Raw genomic sequence first — 20,759 nt, 5'->3', positions numbered from 1 at the left:
CGCCGCGCCTCACTCTTCTTCGATGAGCGCTGTGACCCGTCCCGACCGCTCCGCGGTGAGCAGCGCGGCATAGTCCTTGGCGTTCTGCTCGGCATAGGCTGTGGCAAATTGGCCGATGGCCTGGTCGAAGCTGTCGGATTTGCCCAGATAGCCGCTGATGAGCGCGGCATCACCGGATTTGGCATGGGCACGGGCCAGGGTCTGGCCGCACCATTCGGCGTACCGCTTCAGGCGCGATGCCGTTATGCCTTCGATGGGCGCCGACATTTTCATGTCGCGTAGCTGCCGGACAAAAAAGTCCCGGCCTTTCTGGCCTCGGGTCCAGCCCAGAAATATATCGCTCGAGGACTGCATCAAGCGCTGGCCGGTGACAACCCGCTGGCCCTGATTATCGTATTCGCTTTTGCCCGCATAAGGCGCCAACACCGAGGGACAGGCTTCCTTGAATTGCAGGAGCAACGGATGGTTTTCAGCGGAAAAAAACAACCCGACAAAACAGTAAGTACCGACGCTGCCGATACCCACGGCTTTGACCGCAATGTCTTCGAGGCGATAACGATCGAACAGCACCCGGCGTTCAGGGGGAAGCGACAGTCGATAATCCTGCAGTGCCTCCCGTGCCCGCTCAAGGAAGTTTTTCTCGTCGACATGAAACAGAATCGGCGGCTGATCGATCAACCGTCTGCGCCCCGCCACTTCGCTGCTGATCTTGGGATACAGATAATCGCCAACCCGCACCCTGGCCTTGGCGACCACCTGTTCTCGAAACTTTTTGATTTCGGCAGTCGGCGCCATATCGATGATCGCCTGAGCATCGAGACGGTCATACCAGACCTCCAGCGGGCTCAACTTCGACAGCTTGCGCAAGCGTTCACGGTAAGCACGCACGCACGCCATCGCAGCCATCATTGACGCTTTGTTACCGAGCCGGTTATCCCGCGCCGCCGCGACAAAACTGATCGCCAGACGTTTCACATCCCACTCCCAGGGGCCTGGGAGCGTTTCGTCAAAATCGTTGATATCAAAAATAAGGTTGCGCTCGGGTGTCGCGAACAGGCCGAAGTTCAACAGATGACAATCACCGCACGCCTGCACTTGAATGCCTGTGGTGGGCGTCGTGGCCAGGTCATGGGCCATCAACCCCGCAGATCCACGCAGAAACGCGAACGGGCTGCGCATCATCCGCCCGTACCGCACCGGCACCAGGTTGGGCAGCCGATACCGGTTGGACTCTTCCAGCAGCTCAATCGGGTCGCGGTGTTTGCGCGGCGGTTTCCACTCGCCGTGTAGCGCATGGGGCAGGCTCTCGCTCAATCGCTCCCCGGCGCTCAGGCGTTCCTTTCGCGAGCGAAAGACCGACTCGTCCATCGAAACGAACGATTTACCGGCGATAACCTTGGCAGGCTTGCTTTTGCGCGCGGGCATGTCCACTCCTTTGCTCATCGAAATGGATCGAGCCGTCGATGAAGTAAAGCGTAGCACCCGTGTTTGCGGGGCGAGGCGCCGACTGAAAAAATATCTGCAACGCCTGTCGACTCATCACGCGGATGTTCTCGCAACGTGCCCATCTGCCAGCCGGCGAGTGATTAATGAGCTATACCCGCTAATCTCCCATAGCAGTTGAATAACGCAGGAGTCTGGCAATGAAACTCAGACATTCACTGGCGGCCGTCATCGTGACCACCAGCCTCTTCGGCTGCACCTCATCCTCAAACCATGGGGTCTTCGTCAACCTTGATGCCACACGGCAGAATGCCGGTCAGATCGGCAGCGTCACGTTGTCCGACTGGGGCAAGCAAACCGGATTGAGCTTCTACATCAGCGGTGCGCCAACCGGAGCCGTCCTGCCCTTGCGCCTCTACAGTTTCATCAACAAAGGCAGTTGCCAGCAACCCGGCCCCGTCGCCTACGCCTTGAACGACAAGGTCAACACCGAGCGGCAGCCCGTTCGCGGCTGGTCCTTTTCACGAAGTGCACCGGTGGCATTGCCCGAACTGCTGTCCAGCGAGCACCACATTGTGGTGCGAACCGCAGCGACCGATGGCAGCGTCGATATTTTTTGCGGGGATATCAAGCCGTCGGCCACAGAGAAACAAGACCGATAATGGCGTGAGCCCATCTCAAACCGGCGAGATCGTCGCGAGCACGCCAATCAGAATCGTCACCAGCAAAAAACCACCGAGGAAAATCGCCATTTTGCCCATAGGGCCTCCTGCATATTGAGGTTGCGGTGCACCGCGGCCAAACCGCGGAACTGGCCACTATTGTGGGGGGCAAACTGAGTGCATTACAGGGGCAGAAAACACAAAAAAATACGGATCAGATGCGTATCACTGTAGGTGCGAGCCTGCTCGTGAGGAAGGGTCCTACATCCGCCGGCCAAAACAGAATCAGACGCATCTGATTCTGTCATTTCGAAACGTCTTAATGCGCCATGGCTGGCGTCGAATGCCGTACATTCGCACCTGCAAACATGGATCAACAATCTCATTGCCAAGGAGCGGTCGTATGGCATTTGACGCTTACATCAAAATCGAAGGTATTCCGGGCGAAGCCCTGGACGAGCAGTATCGTAACTGGATCGAAGTCAACAGCTACAACTTCGGCACTCAACAAAGTACTTGCGCCACCGCCAGTTCTGCTGGTGGCGCAACTGCCGGGCGCACGACGTTGAGCACCTTCACTTTTACCAAAGTACTCGACAAGTCCAGTTGCAAACTGATGGAAGCCAGTTGCGCTGGTGAACACTTGAAAGAGGTCACTCTGGTTCTTAGCCGTGCAGGCGGCGACAAGGTCAAGTATTTCGAGATCGTCCTCGAAGAAGTGATCATCGCCGACTACATGCAAAACGCTGCTTCCGGCATTCCCGTTGAAATCGTGCAACTGGATTATGGCCGCATCAAGACGGTCTATACCCAGCAAAAGCGCAGTGATCGTGCCGGTGGCGGCAACATCGCGGGCGGCTGGGATCGCATTAACAACAAGCGCTATTCGTGAGGCTGACATGGCACAGCCTCTGGCGTTCATCAATGCGCAATCACAAACCTACGCGTCACTCAGGGCTCAACTGGGCCTGAACGGTATCGCTAACAGCAAGTTCGATGCACTCAATAGCCATATCAGCAATTCGGTGGTGCTGGCGGGCGAGCTGGTGATCATCGGTGATGTGTCTACGCCACTGAGCACCAGCGAAGAGGCCTACTTGATGGCCAGGGCGCGGGACATCCATATCGGCCTGCTGACGAATCAGGTCGATGCGGACGACTTCTTTCTCGATAACTTCGAACTACTCCAGGGCATGCTTGCTCACGGCGCTATCGGCGCAGGCGCAGTCAGTGACGGCTGGAGCAAGCACTTGGCCGCAATCAAGACCACTCTGGAGGAAATCGAAGAAGCCCATAAGGACTATCTGCGCAGCGGATCAATAGCGGCCCGGGACAGGTTTTACAGTGAGCGCGCCCTGTTATTCAGCAAGCTGGAAAACCAACTTGGCAATGTAGCGTCCTATGGATCCGGGCTTCGTTACCAAGGTTCGATAAAACGGATGCTGGGAATTTCGACCAAGCGTTACATGAGTACGGGCGAGATTGCCGGGTATGCGCAGAAGGTCAGTGGCGTGGCAAAGGCGGCGAAGCTGATCAAGCGTGGGGTTTATATCGGCGTCGCTCTTGACGTGGCTTCCGCTGGGCTGGATATCCGGCAGGCGTGTGCGTTGGGGCGGGAGGATGAGTGTACAAGGGCAAAGTATGTTAACGGCGGATCGCTCGCGGGCGGCTTAGGCGGGAGTGCAGTGGGAGGCTCATTCGGTAGCATGGTTGGATCGGCTGGTTGCTACTTCGCATTGGGGATTGTCACAGGGGGCCCTGGGGCTTTGACCTGCGTGGTTATTGGAGGTGCATTGGGAGGATGGGTCGCTGGTAAACAAGGTCAAATAGGCGGCGAAATGATCGGGGAATTTCTTTATAACATGGTCAAAAAATGAATAAGATAGAGCCCGGGCTTATTGCATTAGTTATATTCACACCAATGTTTATCTCGCTATTCAGCGTGTTTTACCTGGCTTACTTTTACACGGAGAAAATAGAGTCATTATTGTCCCGCAGCGAATTCGTAAAACACCATAAGCGAACCTTTATTGGCCTAGGCCTCATGGGAAAAGTGATCCGCAGTGGCTTTATAGCAAGCGTACTGTTAGTACCCCGACTGATGGCAAGGAGGGGCGGCGTCGACACAGATCAAGTAAAAAATTTTCCGCGCACGCTGAAGAGACTCCTTTTGGGTTCGTGGCTTGCTCTTACCTGCTCGTTCTTCGCTTTGATATTTTTTTTACCTGCCAAGTGAATGCTGGAAGCGATTGTTTTGTGTCGTAGTAGGTGGCGCACTTGATATTACCCTGATGATATTGGGCGCTTACCTCAGATACATTGAGTGAATTAAATCCTCTTTTCTGGTGTGATCGTCACACGATGGAGAGTCCATAAAAAAACCCGCGAACCATTACTGGTCCAGCGGGTTTTTCATCTCAAAGCCGAGTAATTAAACGCCTCACCGTCACCGGTAAGGCATCCTTTTACAAAGCCATATCAGTCGCAGCATTTTCCTTCGGTGCTTTCGGCGCTTCAGCTGGCGCAGTCACCGGAGCAGCTACCTGACCAATCGCCGGTGGCGGGGTCAGTTCCAGCACCTTGGCGGTGTACGCCCATTCCTGCGCAACCTTTTCAGGATTGCCGTTCAGCTGGGTGCCATAGCTCGGCACGATCTGGTGCAGTTTTTCCTGCCAGGCCGAGGTGGCGACCTTGTCCTTGAACACTTTCTGCAGCACGGTCAGCATGATCGGCGCAGCGGTCGAAGCGCCTGGGGACGCGCCCAGCAGGCCGGCGATGGAGCCGTCTTGCGAAGCGACAATTTCAGTGCCCAGCTTCAGCACGCCACCGGCGGCTTCGTCACGCTTGATGATCTGCACGCGCTGGCCCGCTTGCCACAGACGCCAGTCTTCAGCCTTGGCGTTCGGGAAGTATTCTTTGAGGGCGTTGAGGCGGTCTTCGTCAGACAGCATCAGCTGACCGGCCAGGTACTCGACCAGCGGGTATTCCTTGATGCCAACCTTGGTCATCGGCCACACGTTGTGCGTGGTGGTGGTGGTCAGCAGGTCCAGGTACGAACCTTCTTTGAGGAACTTGGTGCTGAAGGTCGCGAATGGGCCAAACAGGATCACGCGCTTGCCGTCCAGCACGCGGGTGTCCAGGTGCGGAACCGACATCGGTGGAGCGCCAACCGAAGCTTTACCGTAGGCCTTGGCCAGGTGTTGCTCGGCGATGGTCGGGTTTTCGGTCACAAGGAACGAACCGCCAACCGGGAAGCCTGCGTATTCCTTGGCTTCAGGAATGCCGGACTTCTGCAGCAGGTGCAAGGCACCGCCACCGGCGCCGATGAACACGAACTTGGCGTCGGTTTCGGACTTGGTGCCGTCTTTCAGGTTTTTGTAGCTGACGCGCCAGGTGCCGTCGTCGTTCCGGGTGATGTCCTGCACTTCGCTGGACAGCTTCAAGTCGAATTTCGGCGTGGTTTGCAGGTGCGCAACGAACTGGCGGGTGATTTCGCCAAAGTTCACGTCGGTACCGAGCGGGGACCAGGTGGCCGCGATTTTCTGGTTCGGGTCACGCCCTTCCATCATCAGCGGGACCCACTTCTTGATCACAGCCGGGTCTTCGGAATACTGCATGCCGGCGAACAGCGGGCTCGCTTGCAGGGCCTCGTAGCGCTTTTTCAGGAACTTGATGTTGTCATCGCCCCACACGAAACTCATGTGCGGTGTGGAGTTGATGAACGAACGCGGGTTCTTCAGCACGCCTTGCTGAACCTGCCAGGCCCAGAACTGACGGGAGATCTGGAAAGCTTCGTTGATTTCAACGGCTTTCGGGATCGAGACGTTGCCTTTGTCGTCTTCCGGGGTGTAGTTCAACTCGGCCAGGGCGGAGTGACCGGTACCGGCGTTATTCCAGCCGTTGGAGCTTTCCAGGGCGACGCCGTCGAGACGCTCGATCATTTCCATCGAGGTGCCGGGTTCCAGCTCATTGAGCCACACACCCAGGGTCGCGCTCATGATGCCGCCGCCAATCAGCAGCACATCGACCTTCTTGGCTTCTTCGGCCTGAGCCGTCGTCATCCCCAACGACAACGCCAACCCCAGCAGGGCTGTGTTTACTTTTTTAAACATCTGTAGCACCTATGATAAAACGCCATCCGCCCTTCCATCCTCGCGCACACGGCCCATGTTTCTCGGCAGATCATGGGTGTGGCACAGCAGGATTACAGGGTGGGCACACAAGGCCGACATGAATGCATCGACCCCAGTTATATGTCCCTACTGAACTGACTTTTTATCTTTTTTGGCTTCAGCTACTTGAGCGACAGTGATTCCGTTCGCCTGTCTCGTGGACAGGAAAACTGAATAGGTCAAACCAAGTTGCGCCAAGAATATCACGACACGGCTAACCCGCGCGTCTGTTCCCGACTCGTTAGTCCGGATAGACGCGGTGGGAGCTCTATACTGATCCTGTTTGCCTCAATGGGTGCATTGTCATGAGCGATACAGACTATCTGCGCAAATACTCCTCCCAAGTAATCGACGGCGTCGAAGCCGCGCCCGCGCGAGCCATGCTGCGCGCCGTGGGTTTCACCGATGACGACTTCAAGAAGCCGCAGATCGGCATTGCCTCGACCTGGGCGATGGTGACGCCTTGCAACATGCACATCGACAAGCTCGCGCTGGAAGTGGAAAAAGGCGCGAACGCTGCCGGTGCCAAAGGCGTGATTTTCAACACCATCACCATCTCCGATGGCATCGCCAACGGCACGGAAGGCATGAAGTATTCGCTGGTGTCCCGCGAGGTCATTGCCGATTCCATCGAGGTCGTGGTCGGTTGCGAAGGCTTCGACGGATTGGTAACTGTGGGCGGATGCGACAAGAACATGCCGGGGTGCCTGATCGGCATGGCGCGGCTCAATCGGCCGTCGATCTTCGTCTATGGCGGCACCATCCGCCCGGGCGCCGGCCACACCGACATCATTTCCGTGTTTGAGGCTGTCGGTCAGCATGCCCGAGGCGACATCAGCGACATTCAGGTCAAGCAGATCGAAGAAGTGGCGATCCCCGGCCCGGGTTCCTGCGGCGGTATGTACACCGCCAACACCATGGCCTCGGCCATCGAAGCGCTGGGCATGAGCCTGCCGGGTTCCAGCTCCCAGGACGCTGTCGGCGGCGACAAAGCCTCAGACAGTTATCGCGCTGGCCAGCAGGTCATGGAACTGCTCAAGCTCGATTTGAAACCCCGGGACATCATGACCCGAAAGGCCTTCGAGAACGCGATCCGCGTGGTGATCGCCCTCGCCGGCTCAACCAATGCGGTGCTGCATTTGCTGGCCATGGCCAATGCGGTGGATGTCGAGTTGACCCTTGATGACTTTATCGAGCTGGGCAAGGTTTCCCCGGTGGTGGCTGACCTGCGCCCCAGCGGCAAATACATGATGAGCGAGCTGGTGGCCATCGGCGGCATTCAACCCTTGATGAAAAGGATGCTGGCGGCCGGCATGTTGCACGGCGACGTCATGACCGTCACCGGCAAGACCCTCGCGGAAAACCTGGAAAGCGTACCCGACTACCCCGAAGGCCAGGACGTGATCCTGCCCTTCGACCGGCCGATCAAAAAGGACTCGCACCTGGTGGTGCTGCACGGCAACCTCTCGCCCACCGGCGCGGTCGCCAAGATCACCGGCAAGGAAGGCTTGCGCTTTGAAGGCACGGCGCGGGTCTACCACGGTGAGGAAGGCGCGCTGGCCGGCATTCTCAACGGTGAAGTGCAGCCCGGCGAAGTGATCGTGATCCGCTATGAAGGCCCCAGGGGCGGGCCGGGCATGCGCGAGATGCTTTCACCGACGTCGGCGGTGATGGGCAAGGGATTGGGCAAGGATGTGGCGCTGATTACCGATGGGCGTTTTTCCGGTGGCTCCCACGGTTTCGTGGTCGGGCACATTACGCCCGAGGCCTTTGAGGGCGGACCGATTGCGTTGGTCGAGAATGGCGACAAGATCACCATCGACGCCGAAACCCGGCAGATCACGGTAGACGTGTCCGATGCCGAACTGGCCGAACGCAAGTCGCGTTGGGTGAGGCCGGAATCGAAGTACAAGCGCGGAGTGTTGGCCAAGTATGCGAAGACGGTTTCGAGTGCTTCGGAGGGGGCCGTTACCGATAAGTATCTTTGACCGGTCGTTCTATGTTGTCCGCTCTGACGCTATCGCGAACAGGCTCGCTCCCACAAGGAATCTCCGGCGACCAAAGATTTTGTGTTCGCTGAAGATCAACTGTGGGAGCGAGCCTGCTCGCGATGAGGGCTGCACAGTCACCTAAACATTCGGCTGATACCCGAACATCGACTTCACTTCCAGATAATCCTCCAATCCATAAACGCCCCATTCCCGGCCGTTGCCCGACTGTTTGTAGCCGCCGAACGGGGCGCCGTTGTCCACCTTGCTGCCGTTGATGTGGACCATGCCGGTGCGCAACCGTCGCGCTACCGCCCGAGCGCGCTCAAGCGTGCCCGCCGTGACATAGCCCGAGAGACCGTAGAGACTGTCATTGGCGATCGCCACGGCGTGGTCTTCCGTGTCATACGGGATAATCACCAGCACCGGCCCGAACACTTCCTCCCGGGCGATCGGCATGTCCGGATGGACGTCGGCGAACACCGTCGGCCGAACGTAATACCCTTGTTTCACTCCGTCGGGACGTCCTGCGCCACCGCACACCATGCGCGCGCCTTGATCGATGGCGGCGCCGATCAATGCCTGGACCCGGTCGAATTGCGCGACATTCGCCAGTGGCCCCATGGCGCTGGCGGGCTGGCTGTCATCGAAACAGATCTGCGCGGCGACGGTCCGGGCGATCTCGATGGCCTGCTCTTGCATCGCCCGCGGAACCAGCAGGCGCGTTGGCGCATTGCAGGACTGACCGCTGTTGCGAAAACAGCCGCTCACGCCGTGGCGAACCGCTGTCTCGATATCGGCATCGGCGAGGATCAGGTTGGCGGATTTGCCTCCCAACTCCTGGGATACACGCTTGACCGTATCGGCAGCGGACTTGGCCACGGCGATGCCAGCACCGGTAGAACCGGTGAACGAAACCATATCGATGTCAGGATGCCGGGCGATGCCATCGCCGATGGTCGGGCCATCGCCGTTGACCAGGTTGAATACGCCTTTGGGGACGCCGGCCTGGTGAAGAATCTCGGCCAGCAACATGGCAGATAGCGGTGCCTTTTCGCTGGGCTTGAGCACCATGGTGCAACCGGCAGCCAACGCTGGGGCAAGCTTGCATGTCAGTTGATTAAGCGGCCAGTTCCAGGGTGTGATCAACCCACAAACGCCAATCGGCTCGCGGCTGATCAACGTTGTGCCGTGCTGACGGTCGAACTCATAACTGCGCAGCACCTCGAAGGCCCGTTGCAGGTGTCCAAGACCCGCCGGCACATGGGCACTGCGTGCCAGTGACAGTGGCGCGCCCATCTCCCGGTGAACCAGTTCGACCAGCGCTTCGCTGTGTTGACGATAACCTTCGATGATCGCGCCCAGCAGGTCCAGACGCTCCTCGCGCGTCCACTGCGCGTACGACGAGAAGGCTCGACCGGCCGCCGCCACGGCCAGGTCAAGGTCCGCGCGAGTGCCCAGTGTGATCGCGCCGATGGCGCGCTCGGTGTTCGGGTCGATCACCTCCAGGGAATCGCCCGCCACGGGCTTGACCCACTCGCCATCGATGTAGAAGTCGAGGTAATTCATCGGGCCTCCTCAGGCAACTTGATCGAGCACACGTTGCAAGGTGTCGAAAATCAGAGCGATCTGTTCTTCGCTGATGATCAGCGGTGGCGACAGCACGATGTTCTCGCCCGAGGCTCGCACCAGCAGCCCGGCGTCGAAACAGCGCTGCGCGACGTCGGCAGCGCGAGCACCGGGAGCCTGTTCACGGGACTTGAGCTCGATGGCGCACAGCAGACCGATGGCACGGATGTCCTGCACCGAAGCGTGCTCGCTTAACGCCAGCGCTGCGTTCTGCCAGACAGGGGCAACCTGGCGCACGTGAACGTTGATGCCCAATTCCTCATGCACCGCGAGGGTCGCCAACCCGGCCGCGCACGCCAGTGGATGCGCCGAATAGGTGTAGCCGTGCATCAGCTCGATGGCTTGTTCGGGGCCCGCCATGAATGCTTCATACACCGAACCGCTGATCAGTACGGCGCCCATGGGCACGGCGCCATTGGTCAAGCCCTTGGCGAGGGTCATCAGGTCCGGCGTCACCCCGAATGCCTGCGCGGCGAACGAGTGGCCAAGGCGTCCGAAACCGGTAATCACTTCATCGAAAATCAGCAACACGCCATGGTGGTCGCAAATCTCGCGCAGCCTCTGCAAGTAACCCACGGGCGGCGCATAGACGCCACCGGAGCCGGTCACCGGCTCAACGATGACCGCCGCCACTGTCGCTGGGTCGTGCACCTCCAGCAATTGCAACAACGCATCGGCGTAATGGGCGCCCTGTTGCGGCTGGCCATGGCTGAAACGCAGGCTGGCGTCATAGGGCAGCGGCAGGTGTGCAACGTCGCCGAGCAACGGCCCGAAGTCGCGTTTCTGCCGACCGATACCCGACACCGACAACCCACCGAAGCCCATACCGTGATAGCCCTTGGCACGGCCGATCAGCTTGGTCCGGCGACTGTCGCCACGGGCCTGATGGTAGGCGCGGGCAATCTTCAGCGCGGTGTCGACCGCCTCGGAACCCGAGTTGGTGAAGAACACCTTGTTCAGCCCCGCCGGGGCAATCGCTGCCAATTGGTCGGCCATGCTCAGCGCCGCCGGATGGCTCATCTTGAACGACGACACGAAGTCCAGGCGCCCTGCTGCTTCACGAATCGCCTCGACAATCCGTGCCTGACCGTGGCCGGCGTTGACGCACCAGAGTCCGGCCATGGCATCCAGCACCCGGTGACCCTCGGTGGTGGTGTAATGCATGCCCTCGGCGCTCTCGAACAGCGTCGGCTGACGATTGAACTGACGCATCGGGGTAAAGGGCGCCCACAGCGCGGAAGTTGAAATCGGGTTCATCTACTGTGCTCCATCCAGTTAATCAGGGATCAGGTCCGGGTGCCGGTCAGGGTCGGGCGCTGCATCGATCCGGCGTTGGTGTTGACGCCACGGTCGAACAGCAAGTGGCCGTCCACCAGACGACAGCAGACGTGGTCGCCGAAAGCGGTTTCGACAAAGCGCCAGTCCATCCGCAACTCGCCTGGCGCGGTCCAGCGACCCTGGGCGATGACCGGGGTCTGCTCCGGTTGGTATTGGTGATGCAGATAATTGCCGGTGAGGGTGGTCTGCGACTCAATGGGCTGATGCAGGCCAACACGCAAACTGTGTCGCCCACGGTGGTCGACCAGGGTGAAATCGCAGTAGTCATCGTGAAAGTCGAAGCCCAGTTCCCGCACGCCGTCCTCGTTTGGCGCCACGGCGAAACGGCCTTGCAGGGCAACGGCGTGCGGCGACTCGCTCAGGCCTTGCAGGGTCGGCAGGCGCAGGGCGTCGATCAGGCCGTCGAGTTGCGTTTGGCTGGTGTGTGGATCCGAGGCCTCACGTCCCAGTGCCGGGAACAGGTGCTCCCAGATCGCTGCTTTCAGGCGCTTCTCGCCCAGGCGCAGACCGCAGGTGAAGGCGATCACCGTGTCCTGGTCCGGCAGCACCATGCAGTACTGACCGAAGACACCGGACGCATAGTAACCGCCGTGTTCGGTCATCCACCATTGATAGCCGTAGCCTTCCTGACGCGATTCGGTGTGGCTGTCTTTGCTGCGCGGCAGGTACTGCTTGCCGTCGAACTCCCCCATCCACACATCGTCCACCTGATTGCGCGTGGCATCGGCAATCCACTGCGGGCTCAGCAACTGTCGCCCCTGCCACTGACCCCGGTTCAGGTGCAACACGCCGAACTTCAGGGAGTCTTCCGTAGTGCAACTCAAGCCATTACCGCCGGAGTTGAAACCACCGGGTGCCAGGTCCCATTCCAGGCCGTCCATGCCGAGGTAATCCAGCACCCGCTCTTGCAGCAAGGCGTGCAAGGTTTGCCCGCTGACCCGGGTGACAATCGCCGACAGCATGAAGCTCGAAGCGCTGCTGTAGATGAAGTCTTTACCCGGCGGCACCGTCACCGGCTCGTGTAAAAAAGCTTCGACCCAGCTGGTTTTAAGGTTGCGCCAGTCGCCGCCGGAAATGCCCCGCGGGTGGCCGGTGCGCATGGTCAGCAAGTCTTCCACGGTCATGGCGGCAAGGTTTTCGCTGATCTCGACCGGGAACAATTCGGGGAAAAAACTGACCACTTTGTCATCGAGATTCAGGCGTCCGTCATCGACCAGCAGCCCCACGGCCGTGGCGGTCCAACTCTTCGTCGCCGAGTGCTGCACGTGCCGGCGCCGCGCCGAGTACGGCCGCCAGAATGCTTCTGCCACCACCGCGCCCTGGCGATAAAGCATGACGCTGTGCAGTTCAAGTCCGGCGCTGTCCACCGCCGAGAGGAAGTCGACGATGCCTTGAGGGTCGACGCCTCGTTCATGGGGCAAGGCTCTGGGCAGGGGTACATAGGTCATGACTCACGTCCTCAAAATTGCCATTTCTCTGCTTGGCAATGTTTTTATATTTCAAATAATACATACTTGGTTTTATTGGTCGCTGCATAAATGTATTTGCAGCCCCTATAATTCAGTTTCAGGCCGTTCCAAAGCTTTCCGGCCTTTTCGGGTATCCTTGCCTCCCCTGTCACAGGAACGACAACGCGCCATGGCCCAACTCACCTCGCTGCAGACCAAAGTCGCCGGCCAGATCCTTTCCGCCATTCAGTCCGGCGACCTGCAACCCGGTACCCACCTCAAGGAGGTGGAACTGAGCCAACGACTGGGCGTGTCGCGCTCGCCGATCCGCAGCGCCCTCTCGTACCTGGCCGAACAGCAACTGATCGAACCGTTGCCCCAGCAAGGCTTTCGCGTACCGCTGCAAACCTCTGCGGGCCTGGCGGAACAGTTCGATGAGCTGCATAACGAAGAGGACGAGCTTTACACCCGGCTGATCGACGACCGGCTGAACCAGGTCTTGCCCGACCAGATCTCCGAAAGCGATCTGTTGCGGCGGTACGGTGCGGGTAAAAGCGTGCTGCGCCGCTGCCTGCTGCGGCTTTCCGATGAAGGCGTCATGCAGCGCAAACACGGGCATGGCTGGATGTTTCTGCCCACCCTGAGCAGCCCGCAGACGCGCTTCGAGAGCTACCGTTTTCGCATGCTGGTCGAGCCCGCCGGGCTGCTGGAGCCCACGTTCAAAATCAATGCCGAACAGTTCCGGCGCTGCCGGGAACGGCAACTCGAATTGCTCGAAGGTCAGGTCGACGGCCAGCGCTTTTTTGAATGCAACGCCGAGTTCCATGAACTGCTCGCCGCAGCGTCCGGCAATACCTACATCCTTCAAGCGATCCAGCAGCAGAACCGCTTGCGTCGGCTGACCGAGTTTCATTCGGCGAGCAATGTCGAGCGGGTGAAAGTGTCCTGCCGTGAGCATCTGGCAATTCTTGATGCGCTGGAGCAAGGCGATAACGAATGGGCTTCGACCTTGCTCCACCGGCATTTGGAAGTGGCCAGCAAGATGGGTGTTGCGCGCAATAAGGCCTGATACCTCTTGATCATGGCCAGCCAAGGCTGGACATGCCCCTGTAGGAGCCGTCGAGTGCAACGAGGCTGCGATCTTGAAAGCAAGATCAAAAGATCGCAGCCTTCGGCAGCTCCTGCATTTGACGAAAGACATCCGTGAAATCAGATTGGCTGACACACCGCCGTCGCCAACAGGCTGGCTCCCACAGTTGTTTAGCGTACACACCCTACTCATCACCAAAGCGCCACGGTATAACCGACAATCACACGGTTTTCGCTCATGTCCCGCAGGTAGTTGGCCTTGCTAAAGCCATTACGCCAGCGCAACGAAACACCCTTGAGCGCGCCGGACTGAAACACATAGCCCAGGTCGATATCCCGCTCCCACTCACGCCCCTCGCCAGCAAAACCCAGGACTTCAGCCTGATCGCCCTTGGCCCAGCGCGTGGAAAACGTCAGCCCCGGAACCCCCAGGACGGCAAAGTCAAAGTCGTAGCGCGCGTGCCAGACTCGCTCGTTGGTCTGGGAGAAGTTGCTCAGTTGGTACTCGGAAAACAGGTAAGTGTTAGTCCCGTCCACATAGGTAAAAGGCGTATCGCCATACTGTTCCTGATAACCGCCGCCCAGGCTGTGGCCCTTGTAGCTGTAGGCAATCCGCGTACTCAACGCGCGGTTATCGACCTTGCCCGCCAGGCCCGCGCCTGCCTTGTCCGCATCGAAGTAGCGGATGTCGGTTTTCAGCGTGCCGCCACCGAGGGCAAAGCTGTTTTTCAGGCCGACGTAGTGCTGCTGATAGATGTCTTCCAGCTGTGCAAAGTGGTAGGTCAGGGTCAGGTTCGGATTGAGTTTGTAATCGCCGCCGACAAAGTTGAACTCGTCACTTTTGGCCGAGCTTTTGTAAGCGCCGCTCTGACTGGTCAGGCCCATCTCTTCGTAGTCGGTCGACTCGCGCTGCTTGGTCCGGTCGATCTGGCCGCCGATCAAGGTCAGGTCCTTGATGTCCGCCGATGTCACTTGAGTGCCACGGAAGCTCTGCGGGAACAGTCGGCTGGTGTTCGGTTGCAGGGTGGGTAGGTCGGGCAGCAGATAACCCGTGCGCAACTCGCTTTTGGCGATACGCATTTTCCCGGTCACGCCCAGCTTGGAATATTCGTCGTGCGCGCGTTTCGCGTAGCTCGGTTTACCCGGCTCGGCCTCGTTGTCCCGCGACAGCAAGCCAGAGCCGGAGCGGTCGGGGCTGGAGTCGAGTTTCAAGCCGAGCATGCCCACCGCATCCACGCCAAAACCGACCGTGCCTTCGGTGAAACCCGACTTCAGGTTGAGGATGAAACCCTGCGCCCATTCTTCGCGCTTGGATTGCCCGGCATCCTCACGGTAATCGCGGTTGAAGTAGTAGTTCTTCAGCTCCAGATCGGCCTTGCTGTCCTTGATGAAATCGGCCTGGGCCGGCACGCTCAGCAGGCCCCCGCCCATCAGGCTGACACCGGTTATGATCAGGTTCAGATTGCTGTTGTTGCTCATTGCTTGGCTCCTGGCAGTCGTCGTGAGTGAGTTGGTCTTATTGTTTTTCGGACATGACTTCCCCCTTCGCGCCGGTTTCGGGACTGGCGCGCGGGGTGCAATCAGGGTGTTAAATCAAACGCTGGCCGGTCGTATTCGATAACCACCATCGGCGAGTTTTTCCAGTGGGCTGGCCGCCGCCAGCAACTGGCGCGTGTAGGGATGCTGCGGATGGTCGAAGACCTGCTCACGAGCGCCGACTTCCACCACCTCGCCCTGGTGCATGACCGCTACCCGGTGGGCGATGCGTTCCACAGCTGCCAGGTCATGGGAAATGAACAGGCAGGCAAAGCCGTATTGCGCTTGCAAGCGCTCGAACAACTCCAGAATCTGCTTCTGGATGGTCATGTCCAAAGCGGATATCGGCTCGTCGGCGATCACCAGTTGCGGGTGTCGCACCAACGCTCGGCCAATGGCGACTCGCTGGCGCTGGCCACCGGACAATTGATGAGGAAAGCGCTCGACAAACTGCTCGCCAAGGCCCACATCTCGCAACGTCTGCGAGACCCGTTCGCTGCGCTGGCCGGCATTCATACCGGGCTCATGACGCAACGGTTCGGCTAGAATCTCGCCGATTTTCATCCGCGGATTGAGCGACGAATACGGGTCCTGGAAAATCATCTGGCATTGCAGACGATGGGTGCGGTTGGCAGCCTTGAGAATGTCCACGCCCTTGAAACGAATCGCCCCGGCACAGGGTTTGATCAAACCTACCAGCGAACGGCCAAGGGTGGTCTTGCCCGAACCACTGCCACCCACCAACGCCAGGGTTTCTCCCGGAGCAATGGCCAGGCTGGCCGAATGCACCACCCGTTTGTACTGGCGCTTGCCCCAGAACGATGGCGGGCCTGGGTGCTCGATGCAGACCTGGTCGACCTCCACCAACGGGCCATTGCTCGCCGGCAGCGCTGCCAGTTCACCACGCCGTGGCAACGCCTCCAGCAACTGGCGGGTGTACTCGGCCTTGGGGGCCAGCAGAATGTCGTTGATCGTGCCCTGCTCCACCGATTGGCCGTGGCGCATCACCACCACTTTGTGGGCATAGCGCGCCACCAGAGACAGGTCATGGCTGATGAACAGAATCGCCGTGCCCTGCTCGCGGGTCAGCTCCAGCATCAGCTCGATCACATCCAGTTGAGCCAGGCAATCGAGTGCAGTGGTCGGCTCGTCGGCAATCAACAGGGCCGGGCGCAGCAACATCACCGAGGCCAGCATGATCCGTTGACGCATGCCGCCAGAGAACTGGTGCGGGTAGGCTTCCAGGCAACCCTCGGCATCCTTGATGCCGATGCGCCGCAACATGGTCAGGCAGCGTTCGCGGATCTGCCCGGCATTCAGATCGGTGTGCAGCTGGAGCGCTTCGCTCATTTGCTGGCCGATTTTCAACGCCGGATTGAGCGAAACCATCGGTTCCTGAAACACCATGCCGATGCTCGCGCCACGAATCGCCCGCAGCCCGGCGGTGTCGAGGGTCACCAGATCGCGGCCCTGGAAATCCAGGCGCCCGCCGCAGACCCGCATCGGTAGCGGCAGCAAACCGATCGCCGCTCGCGCGGCCATGGTCTTGCCGCTGCCGGATTCGCCGACCAGCGCCACGATTTCGCCCGGTGCGACACTGAAGCTCAGGTCATCGACGGCCAGCGGCCCATGCTCACCCACGCGGATCTTCAAGTTTTCCACGTTCAACAAAACATTGGTGGATGACATGCTCATTTCCTCATCCGCGGGTCGAGACGATCACGCAGCGCATCGCCAAACAGATTGATAGCCAACAGCGCCAGGCAGATGAACAGCCCCGGGAAAATCCCCAGCCAGGGCGCCGATGCAATGTACGGACGGCTGCTGGCAAGCATGTTGCCCCAGGTTGCTGCAGGAGGCGGTACGCCCAGGCCGAGAAAGCTCAAGGCACTTTCCGACAGCAATGCCCAACCAAACATGCTGGTCGCCAGCACACACAGCGGTGCCAGGCAGTTGGGCGCGATATGCCGTAGCATGGTGTACAGCTCCGAGTTGCCGATCACCCGCGACGCCTCGATGTATTCCAGTTCGCGTAGCGACAGCACCGTGCCACGCACCACCCGCACCACCGATGGCGTGTAGGCAATGCCCAGCGCCAGGACGATGCCGTACTTGCTGGCGCCAATGATCGCCATGATGCCCAACGCCATCAGGATGCCCGGAAACGCCAGCAACGCATCGTTGAACATCATCAGCACACGATCGGTCCAGCCACGCAGGTAACCGGCGAGCATGCCGATCAGCGTACCGGCGACCACCGCGACACTGACCGTCAACAAACTGATCCACAGGCTGGTGCGGGCACCGATCAACAGCCGGCTGAACACATCGCGACCGAATTCGTCGGTGCCCAGCCAATGCAGGGCTGAAGGGCCTTGCAAGCGCGACAGCAGATCGATTCGCAGCGGGTCGAACGGTGTCCAGACCAGCCCCAGCAACGCCAGAAAAATCAGGATCAGCAACAGCCCGCCGCCGATCAGCGCATTGGCCGCTGGCCAGGCACGAGGACGCTTGGCGGGTGGGCTCGCAGCACCGACGAAAGGCGCCACAGGGATATTCGAACTCATAACTTCACCCTTGGATCGAACAGTGGGTAGAGCAGATCCACACAAAGGTTGACCAGCACATAGATGAAGGTGATCAGCAGCAAGCAGCCCTGCAGTACCGGATAATCGCGGGCGAAAATCGCGTCCACCATCAGCCGGCCGATGCCCGGCAAAGTGAACACGGTTTCCAGTACCGCGATGCCGCCCAGCAGGTTGCCGAGGATCAGCCCAACCAGGGTCCAGGTCGGCGCAAACGCGTTGGGCAAGGCATGCCGCCACAACACCGAGCGCTCCGATAAACCTTTGGCGCGGGCATGGGCGATGTATTCCAGGCGCAACACCTCAATGGTGCTGGCACGGGCCATTCGCGTGATCGCCCCCAGTTCCACCAGGGTCAGGGTGATCACCGGCAACACCAGAAAACTCATGGCCTGCCACGGCGCCTGGGCGAAGCTGACGTAACCCACCACCGGCAACCAGCCGAGCTTGATGCCAAAGGCGTGAAGCAACAGCAGGCCGAGCCAGAAGCTGGGAATCGACAGCAGCAAAGTGGCGGTCGTCACCAGCCCCAGATCCAAGGCGCTGTTCTGCTTCCACGCGGCGACCAGACCGACCGGCACTGCAATCAGCGTGGCGAGGAACACCGCCACCAGGACGATGATTGCACTGACGCTGAAACGCTCCAGGATCAGTGGCAACACCGCCTGTTTGGTGCTGATGGAAAAGCCCAAGTCACCGCTCAGAACAGCCTTGAACCAAATCAGGAACTGCGCCACCAACGAGTGATCCAGCCCCAGATTGTGCCGCATGTCGGCCAGGCTCTGCGGGTCGGCCATGTCGCCGAGCATCAGCAGCGCCGGGTCACCGGGAATCAGGCGAATCATCGCGAACACCATCACCGAAATCAGCAACAGGGTCGGTATCGCCATCCCTAGTTTTTGCAGGATAAAACGCAACATGATCAGACTCCGCGTTACTTGGCAGCGAGGCTGACGCCCCACAGTCGCGGCTTGGCCACCGGCCAGGAGTGGTAGCCACGCACGCTGTCACGCAGCCCACCGATAATGGTGCCGTTGTAGATGATCACCATGGGCGTGTCCTGGATCATCATCCGGTGCAATTGGTCGAACAACGCTTGTCGTTTACCCGTGTCACGCTCGCGCACCGCCTCACGCAGCAATGCCTGGGCTTGGGGGTTATCCCAGACTTTACGCGGTTCCTTGGTTTTATCGCCCATCAGCGAATCGAAGCCCAGCGCAGGGTCCAGCCGTGATGAATAGGAGAACGACATCATCTGGTAGTTGCCGCTCTGGTAACGCTCCAGTTGCGTGCCCCACTCCAGGGTTTCCATCTCGATGTTCAGCCCGGTGGCCTGGGCCATGGCCTGGCTCAACACGCCCATGTCGAACATCTGCTGGTAACGTTTGTTGACGATCATCTTGATCGGCTGGCCGTGATAACCCGCCTCTTTCAGCAGGCGTTGCGCCTCCTGCGGGTCGTACTTGTAGCCCTGTTTCGCCGTGGCATCGTAGAACGCGCTGGTTTGCGGGATCGCCGAGTTGTTCGGTTCGGACAAGCCATTTGACAGGGCCGTGACCATTTGCCCGTAATCCAGCGAATGGGCGATGGCCTGGCGGATGCGCACGTCCTTGAGCAGCGGGTCGTTGGTCTGGAACAACAAGCCGCAGATCGCCATGATTGGGCTGACCGACACTTGAATCCCCGGCAACGCCTTGAGTTCCTGGGCATCGCTGGCGGTGACGTCCGGTAGCAGGTCGATGTTGTTCGACAGCAAGGCTGCCTTGGCCGAAGCCGCATCGGGGATGATCATGAAGCGCACGTTATCGACCAGTGCCTGCTTCTTGCCGGTAAAGCCATCCAACCCGGCATCGTCACGGGCGCTGTAATCCTTGAAGCGAGCCAACTGTACAAATTGGCCTGGCTTCCAGTCGGCAAGGGTGAACGGACCGGTGCCAATCGGCGCCTTCCAGCGTCCGTCCGCCGCCACCGAATCCGGGTGCAAGATACCGCCCCCGCCGCAATCGGGACGGGCCATGGACGCCAGGAACAAACCGCTAGGCTGATCGAGCTGGAACACCACGGTCAGCGGATCAGGTGTGGTGATGCCGATAATCTTCGCCCCACCGCGACCATCGAACTCCGCCAGGCAACGCCACTGCGTTTGCGGGTTGAGGTAGTGCGACCACGTCCATTGGACGTCGGCGGCGGTCAGCGTCGCGCCGTTGTGAAAGCGCACCCCTTCGCGCAGTTTGAAAGTGTAGGTCAGACCATCGTCGGAAACCTGAACTTCCTTGGCCAGCAGCGGACCGACCGTGGCGTCCTCACGATGGGCCACCAGGCCTTCAACAATGTGGAGGATGACGGTGTCGGTGTTTTCGTCGCGGTTGACACCAGGCTCGGTGCTGCGGATGTCGGCATTCAGGCCAACGCGCAATGTGGTATCGGCCTGGGCCTGTGCAATGGCGGCACCGAGCGCGACAACGCCGAGCGCTTGCAGGGTGACGCAAAGAGATCTGTTCAATAAGCGATTCACGGGAGAGGTTCTCCTTCGCTGAAAAGTCCGGCCAGGGGCAGAGCCGACTTCAAGCCTGTGTTTATGTCGTTTTTGTTATGGCCTGACCTTGATCAGCGCCGCATGCGATTTTGTTTTTTTAAATTCGCACGAACATATTTACAGCATGAAGGCTGCATTGCAATGTTTTTTTAATCATATAAAAACAATGGCAGTCGTTTTTAGGGCGCAGCAAATCATCGCGCGGGTGGCAGGCTTCGAGATTTCTGCGGTTACTGGGGACGCCATCGCGAGCAGGCTCGCTCCCACAGTTGAAATGCATTCCAATGTGGGAGCGAGCCTGCTCGCGATGGCGATAGATCAGACGAAGTAATG

Annotated in this window: 16 protein-coding genes; 6 read left to right on the top strand and 10 right to left on the bottom strand. The window is 59.5% G+C overall.

The window, feature by feature from the left end:
• Positions 1-9 precede the first annotated feature (9 nt).
• The gene (locus M5G20_RS02450; protein ID WP_273917726.1) at positions 10-1,425 is read right to left on the bottom strand and encodes a DUF2252 domain-containing protein; all 1,416 of its coding nucleotides are present in this window, start codon (positions 1,423-1,425) and stop codon (positions 10-12) included.
• Between the two features lie 218 nt (positions 1,426-1,643).
• On the opposite strand from M5G20_RS02450, the gene M5G20_RS02445 reads away from it, so the two are divergent.
• The 3 genes from M5G20_RS02445 (at position 1,644) to M5G20_RS02435 (ending at position 3,982) form a co-directional block, all read left to right on the top strand.
• Positions 1,644-2,105 carry a hypothetical protein gene (locus M5G20_RS02445; RefSeq protein ID WP_273917725.1) on the top strand — a complete coding sequence of 154 codons (462 nt, stop codon included), beginning with the start codon at positions 1,644-1,646 and terminating at the stop codon, positions 2,103-2,105.
• A gap of 403 nt (positions 2,106-2,508) precedes the next feature.
• Positions 2,509-2,997 (top strand): Hcp family type VI secretion system effector, encoded by a 489-nt coding sequence (locus M5G20_RS02440; protein WP_273917724.1) that lies wholly within the window; start codon positions 2,509-2,511, stop codon positions 2,995-2,997.
• Between the two features lie 7 nt (positions 2,998-3,004).
• The gene (locus M5G20_RS02435) at positions 3,005-3,982 is read left to right on the top strand and encodes a hypothetical protein (protein ID WP_273917723.1); all 978 of its coding nucleotides are present in this window, start codon (positions 3,005-3,007) and stop codon (positions 3,980-3,982) included.
• A gap of 588 nt (positions 3,983-4,570) precedes the next feature.
• Here M5G20_RS02435 and mqo read toward each other — a convergent pair.
• Positions 4,571-6,217, bottom strand: a complete 1,647-nt coding sequence (gene mqo / locus M5G20_RS02430) for a malate dehydrogenase (quinone) (protein ID WP_273917722.1) — start codon at positions 6,215-6,217, stop codon at positions 4,571-4,573.
• Positions 6,218-6,582: 365 nt separating this feature from the next.
• Between mqo and ilvD the strand changes: the two genes are divergently transcribed.
• Positions 6,583-8,265 carry a dihydroxy-acid dehydratase gene (ilvD, locus tag M5G20_RS02425; protein ID WP_273917721.1) on the top strand — a complete coding sequence of 561 codons (1,683 nt, stop codon included), beginning with the start codon at positions 6,583-6,585 and terminating at the stop codon, positions 8,263-8,265.
• Positions 8,266-8,406: 141 nt separating this feature from the next.
• Here ilvD and M5G20_RS02420 read toward each other — a convergent pair whose 3' ends face one another.
• Genes M5G20_RS02420 through M5G20_RS02410 form a run of 3 tightly spaced genes read right to left on the bottom strand, consistent with a single transcriptional unit; the run spans position 8,407 to position 12,680 of the window.
• Entirely contained in the window at positions 8,407-9,834 is a 1,428-nt protein-coding gene (locus M5G20_RS02420; protein WP_273917720.1) for an aldehyde dehydrogenase family protein, read from the bottom strand.
• A gap of 9 nt (positions 9,835-9,843) precedes the next feature.
• Entirely contained in the window at positions 9,844-11,151 is a 1,308-nt protein-coding gene (locus M5G20_RS02415; RefSeq protein ID WP_273917719.1) for an aminotransferase class III-fold pyridoxal phosphate-dependent enzyme, read from the bottom strand.
• Between the two features lie 29 nt (positions 11,152-11,180).
• Entirely contained in the window at positions 11,181-12,680 is a 1,500-nt protein-coding gene (locus tag M5G20_RS02410) for a serine hydrolase domain-containing protein (protein WP_273917718.1), read from the bottom strand.
• Between the two features lie 190 nt (positions 12,681-12,870).
• Between M5G20_RS02410 and M5G20_RS02405 the strand changes: the two genes are divergently transcribed.
• Positions 12,871-13,749 carry a GntR family transcriptional regulator gene (locus M5G20_RS02405; protein WP_150702485.1) on the top strand — a complete coding sequence of 293 codons (879 nt, stop codon included), beginning with the start codon at positions 12,871-12,873 and terminating at the stop codon, positions 13,747-13,749.
• A gap of 212 nt (positions 13,750-13,961) precedes the next feature.
• On the opposite strand, the gene M5G20_RS02400 is transcribed toward M5G20_RS02405, so the two are convergent.
• The 5 genes from M5G20_RS02400 to M5G20_RS02380 form a co-directional block, all read right to left on the bottom strand.
• On the bottom strand, positions 13,962-15,248 hold the full coding sequence (locus tag M5G20_RS02400) for an OprD family porin (protein ID WP_273917717.1): 1,287 nt from the start codon (positions 15,246-15,248) through the stop codon (positions 13,962-13,964).
• Positions 15,249-15,362: 114 nt separating this feature from the next.
• Positions 15,363-16,994 carry an ABC transporter ATP-binding protein gene (locus M5G20_RS02395; RefSeq protein WP_273917716.1) on the bottom strand — a complete coding sequence of 544 codons (1,632 nt, stop codon included), beginning with the start codon at positions 16,992-16,994 and terminating at the stop codon, positions 15,363-15,365.
• A 2-nt stretch (positions 16,995-16,996) separates the two neighbouring features.
• Positions 16,997-17,872 carry an ABC transporter permease gene (locus tag M5G20_RS02390; protein WP_150732622.1) on the bottom strand — a complete coding sequence of 292 codons (876 nt, stop codon included), beginning with the start codon at positions 17,870-17,872 and terminating at the stop codon, positions 16,997-16,999.
• On the bottom strand, positions 17,869-18,810 hold the full coding sequence (locus tag M5G20_RS02385; protein ID WP_273917715.1) for an ABC transporter permease: 942 nt from the start codon (positions 18,808-18,810) through the stop codon (positions 17,869-17,871). The genes M5G20_RS02390 and M5G20_RS02385 overlap by 4 nt, the downstream gene beginning before the upstream one ends.
• Positions 18,811-18,824: 14 nt before the next feature.
• Positions 18,825-20,405, bottom strand: a complete 1,581-nt coding sequence (locus tag M5G20_RS02380; RefSeq protein ID WP_443218275.1) for an ABC transporter substrate-binding protein — start codon at positions 20,403-20,405, stop codon at positions 18,825-18,827.
• An 88-nt stretch (positions 20,406-20,493) separates the two neighbouring features.
• Here M5G20_RS02380 and M5G20_RS02375 point away from each other — a divergent pair, with 88 nt between their 5' ends.
• Positions 20,494-20,757 (top strand): hypothetical protein, encoded by a 264-nt coding sequence (locus M5G20_RS02375; RefSeq protein WP_273917714.1) that lies wholly within the window; start codon positions 20,494-20,496, stop codon positions 20,755-20,757.
• Positions 20,758-20,759 lie beyond the last annotated feature (2 nt).

This window comes from Pseudomonas sp. TNT2022 ID1044 (assembly GCF_028656895.1).
Lineage (GTDB): Bacteria > Pseudomonadota > Gammaproteobacteria > Pseudomonadales > Pseudomonadaceae > Aquipseudomonas > Aquipseudomonas reinekei.
This window is presented reverse-complemented; position numbering and strand designations above follow the sequence as displayed.

Coding starts and splice junctions, on each gene's coding strand:
- M5G20_RS02450 (WP_273917726.1), bottom strand. CDS start 1,425: ATGCCCGCGCGCAAAAGCAAGCCTGCCAAGGTTATCGCCGGTAAATCG.
- M5G20_RS02445 (WP_273917725.1), top strand. CDS start 1,644: ATGAAACTCAGACATTCACTGGCGGCCGTCATCGTGACCACCAGCCTC.
- M5G20_RS02440 (WP_273917724.1), top strand. CDS start 2,509: ATGGCATTTGACGCTTACATCAAAATCGAAGGTATTCCGGGCGAAGCC.
- M5G20_RS02435 (WP_273917723.1), top strand. CDS start 3,005: ATGGCACAGCCTCTGGCGTTCATCAATGCGCAATCACAAACCTACGCG.
- mqo (WP_273917722.1), bottom strand. CDS start 6,217: ATGTTTAAAAAAGTAAACACAGCCCTGCTGGGGTTGGCGTTGTCGTTG.
- ilvD (WP_273917721.1), top strand. CDS start 6,583: ATGAGCGATACAGACTATCTGCGCAAATACTCCTCCCAAGTAATCGAC.
- M5G20_RS02420 (WP_273917720.1), bottom strand. CDS start 9,834: ATGAATTACCTCGACTTCTACATCGATGGCGAGTGGGTCAAGCCCGTG.
- M5G20_RS02415 (WP_273917719.1), bottom strand. CDS start 11,151: ATGAACCCGATTTCAACTTCCGCGCTGTGGGCGCCCTTTACCCCGATG.
- M5G20_RS02410 (WP_273917718.1), bottom strand. CDS start 12,680: ATGACCTATGTACCCCTGCCCAGAGCCTTGCCCCATGAACGAGGCGTC.
- M5G20_RS02405 (WP_150702485.1), top strand. CDS start 12,871: ATGGCCCAACTCACCTCGCTGCAGACCAAAGTCGCCGGCCAGATCCTT.
- M5G20_RS02400 (WP_273917717.1), bottom strand. CDS start 15,248: ATGAGCAACAACAGCAATCTGAACCTGATCATAACCGGTGTCAGCCTG.
- M5G20_RS02395 (WP_273917716.1), bottom strand. CDS start 16,994: ATGTCATCCACCAATGTTTTGTTGAACGTGGAAAACTTGAAGATCCGC.
- M5G20_RS02390 (WP_150732622.1), bottom strand. CDS start 17,872: ATGAGTTCGAATATCCCTGTGGCGCCTTTCGTCGGTGCTGCGAGCCCA.
- M5G20_RS02385 (WP_273917715.1), bottom strand. CDS start 18,810: ATGTTGCGTTTTATCCTGCAAAAACTAGGGATGGCGATACCGACCCTG.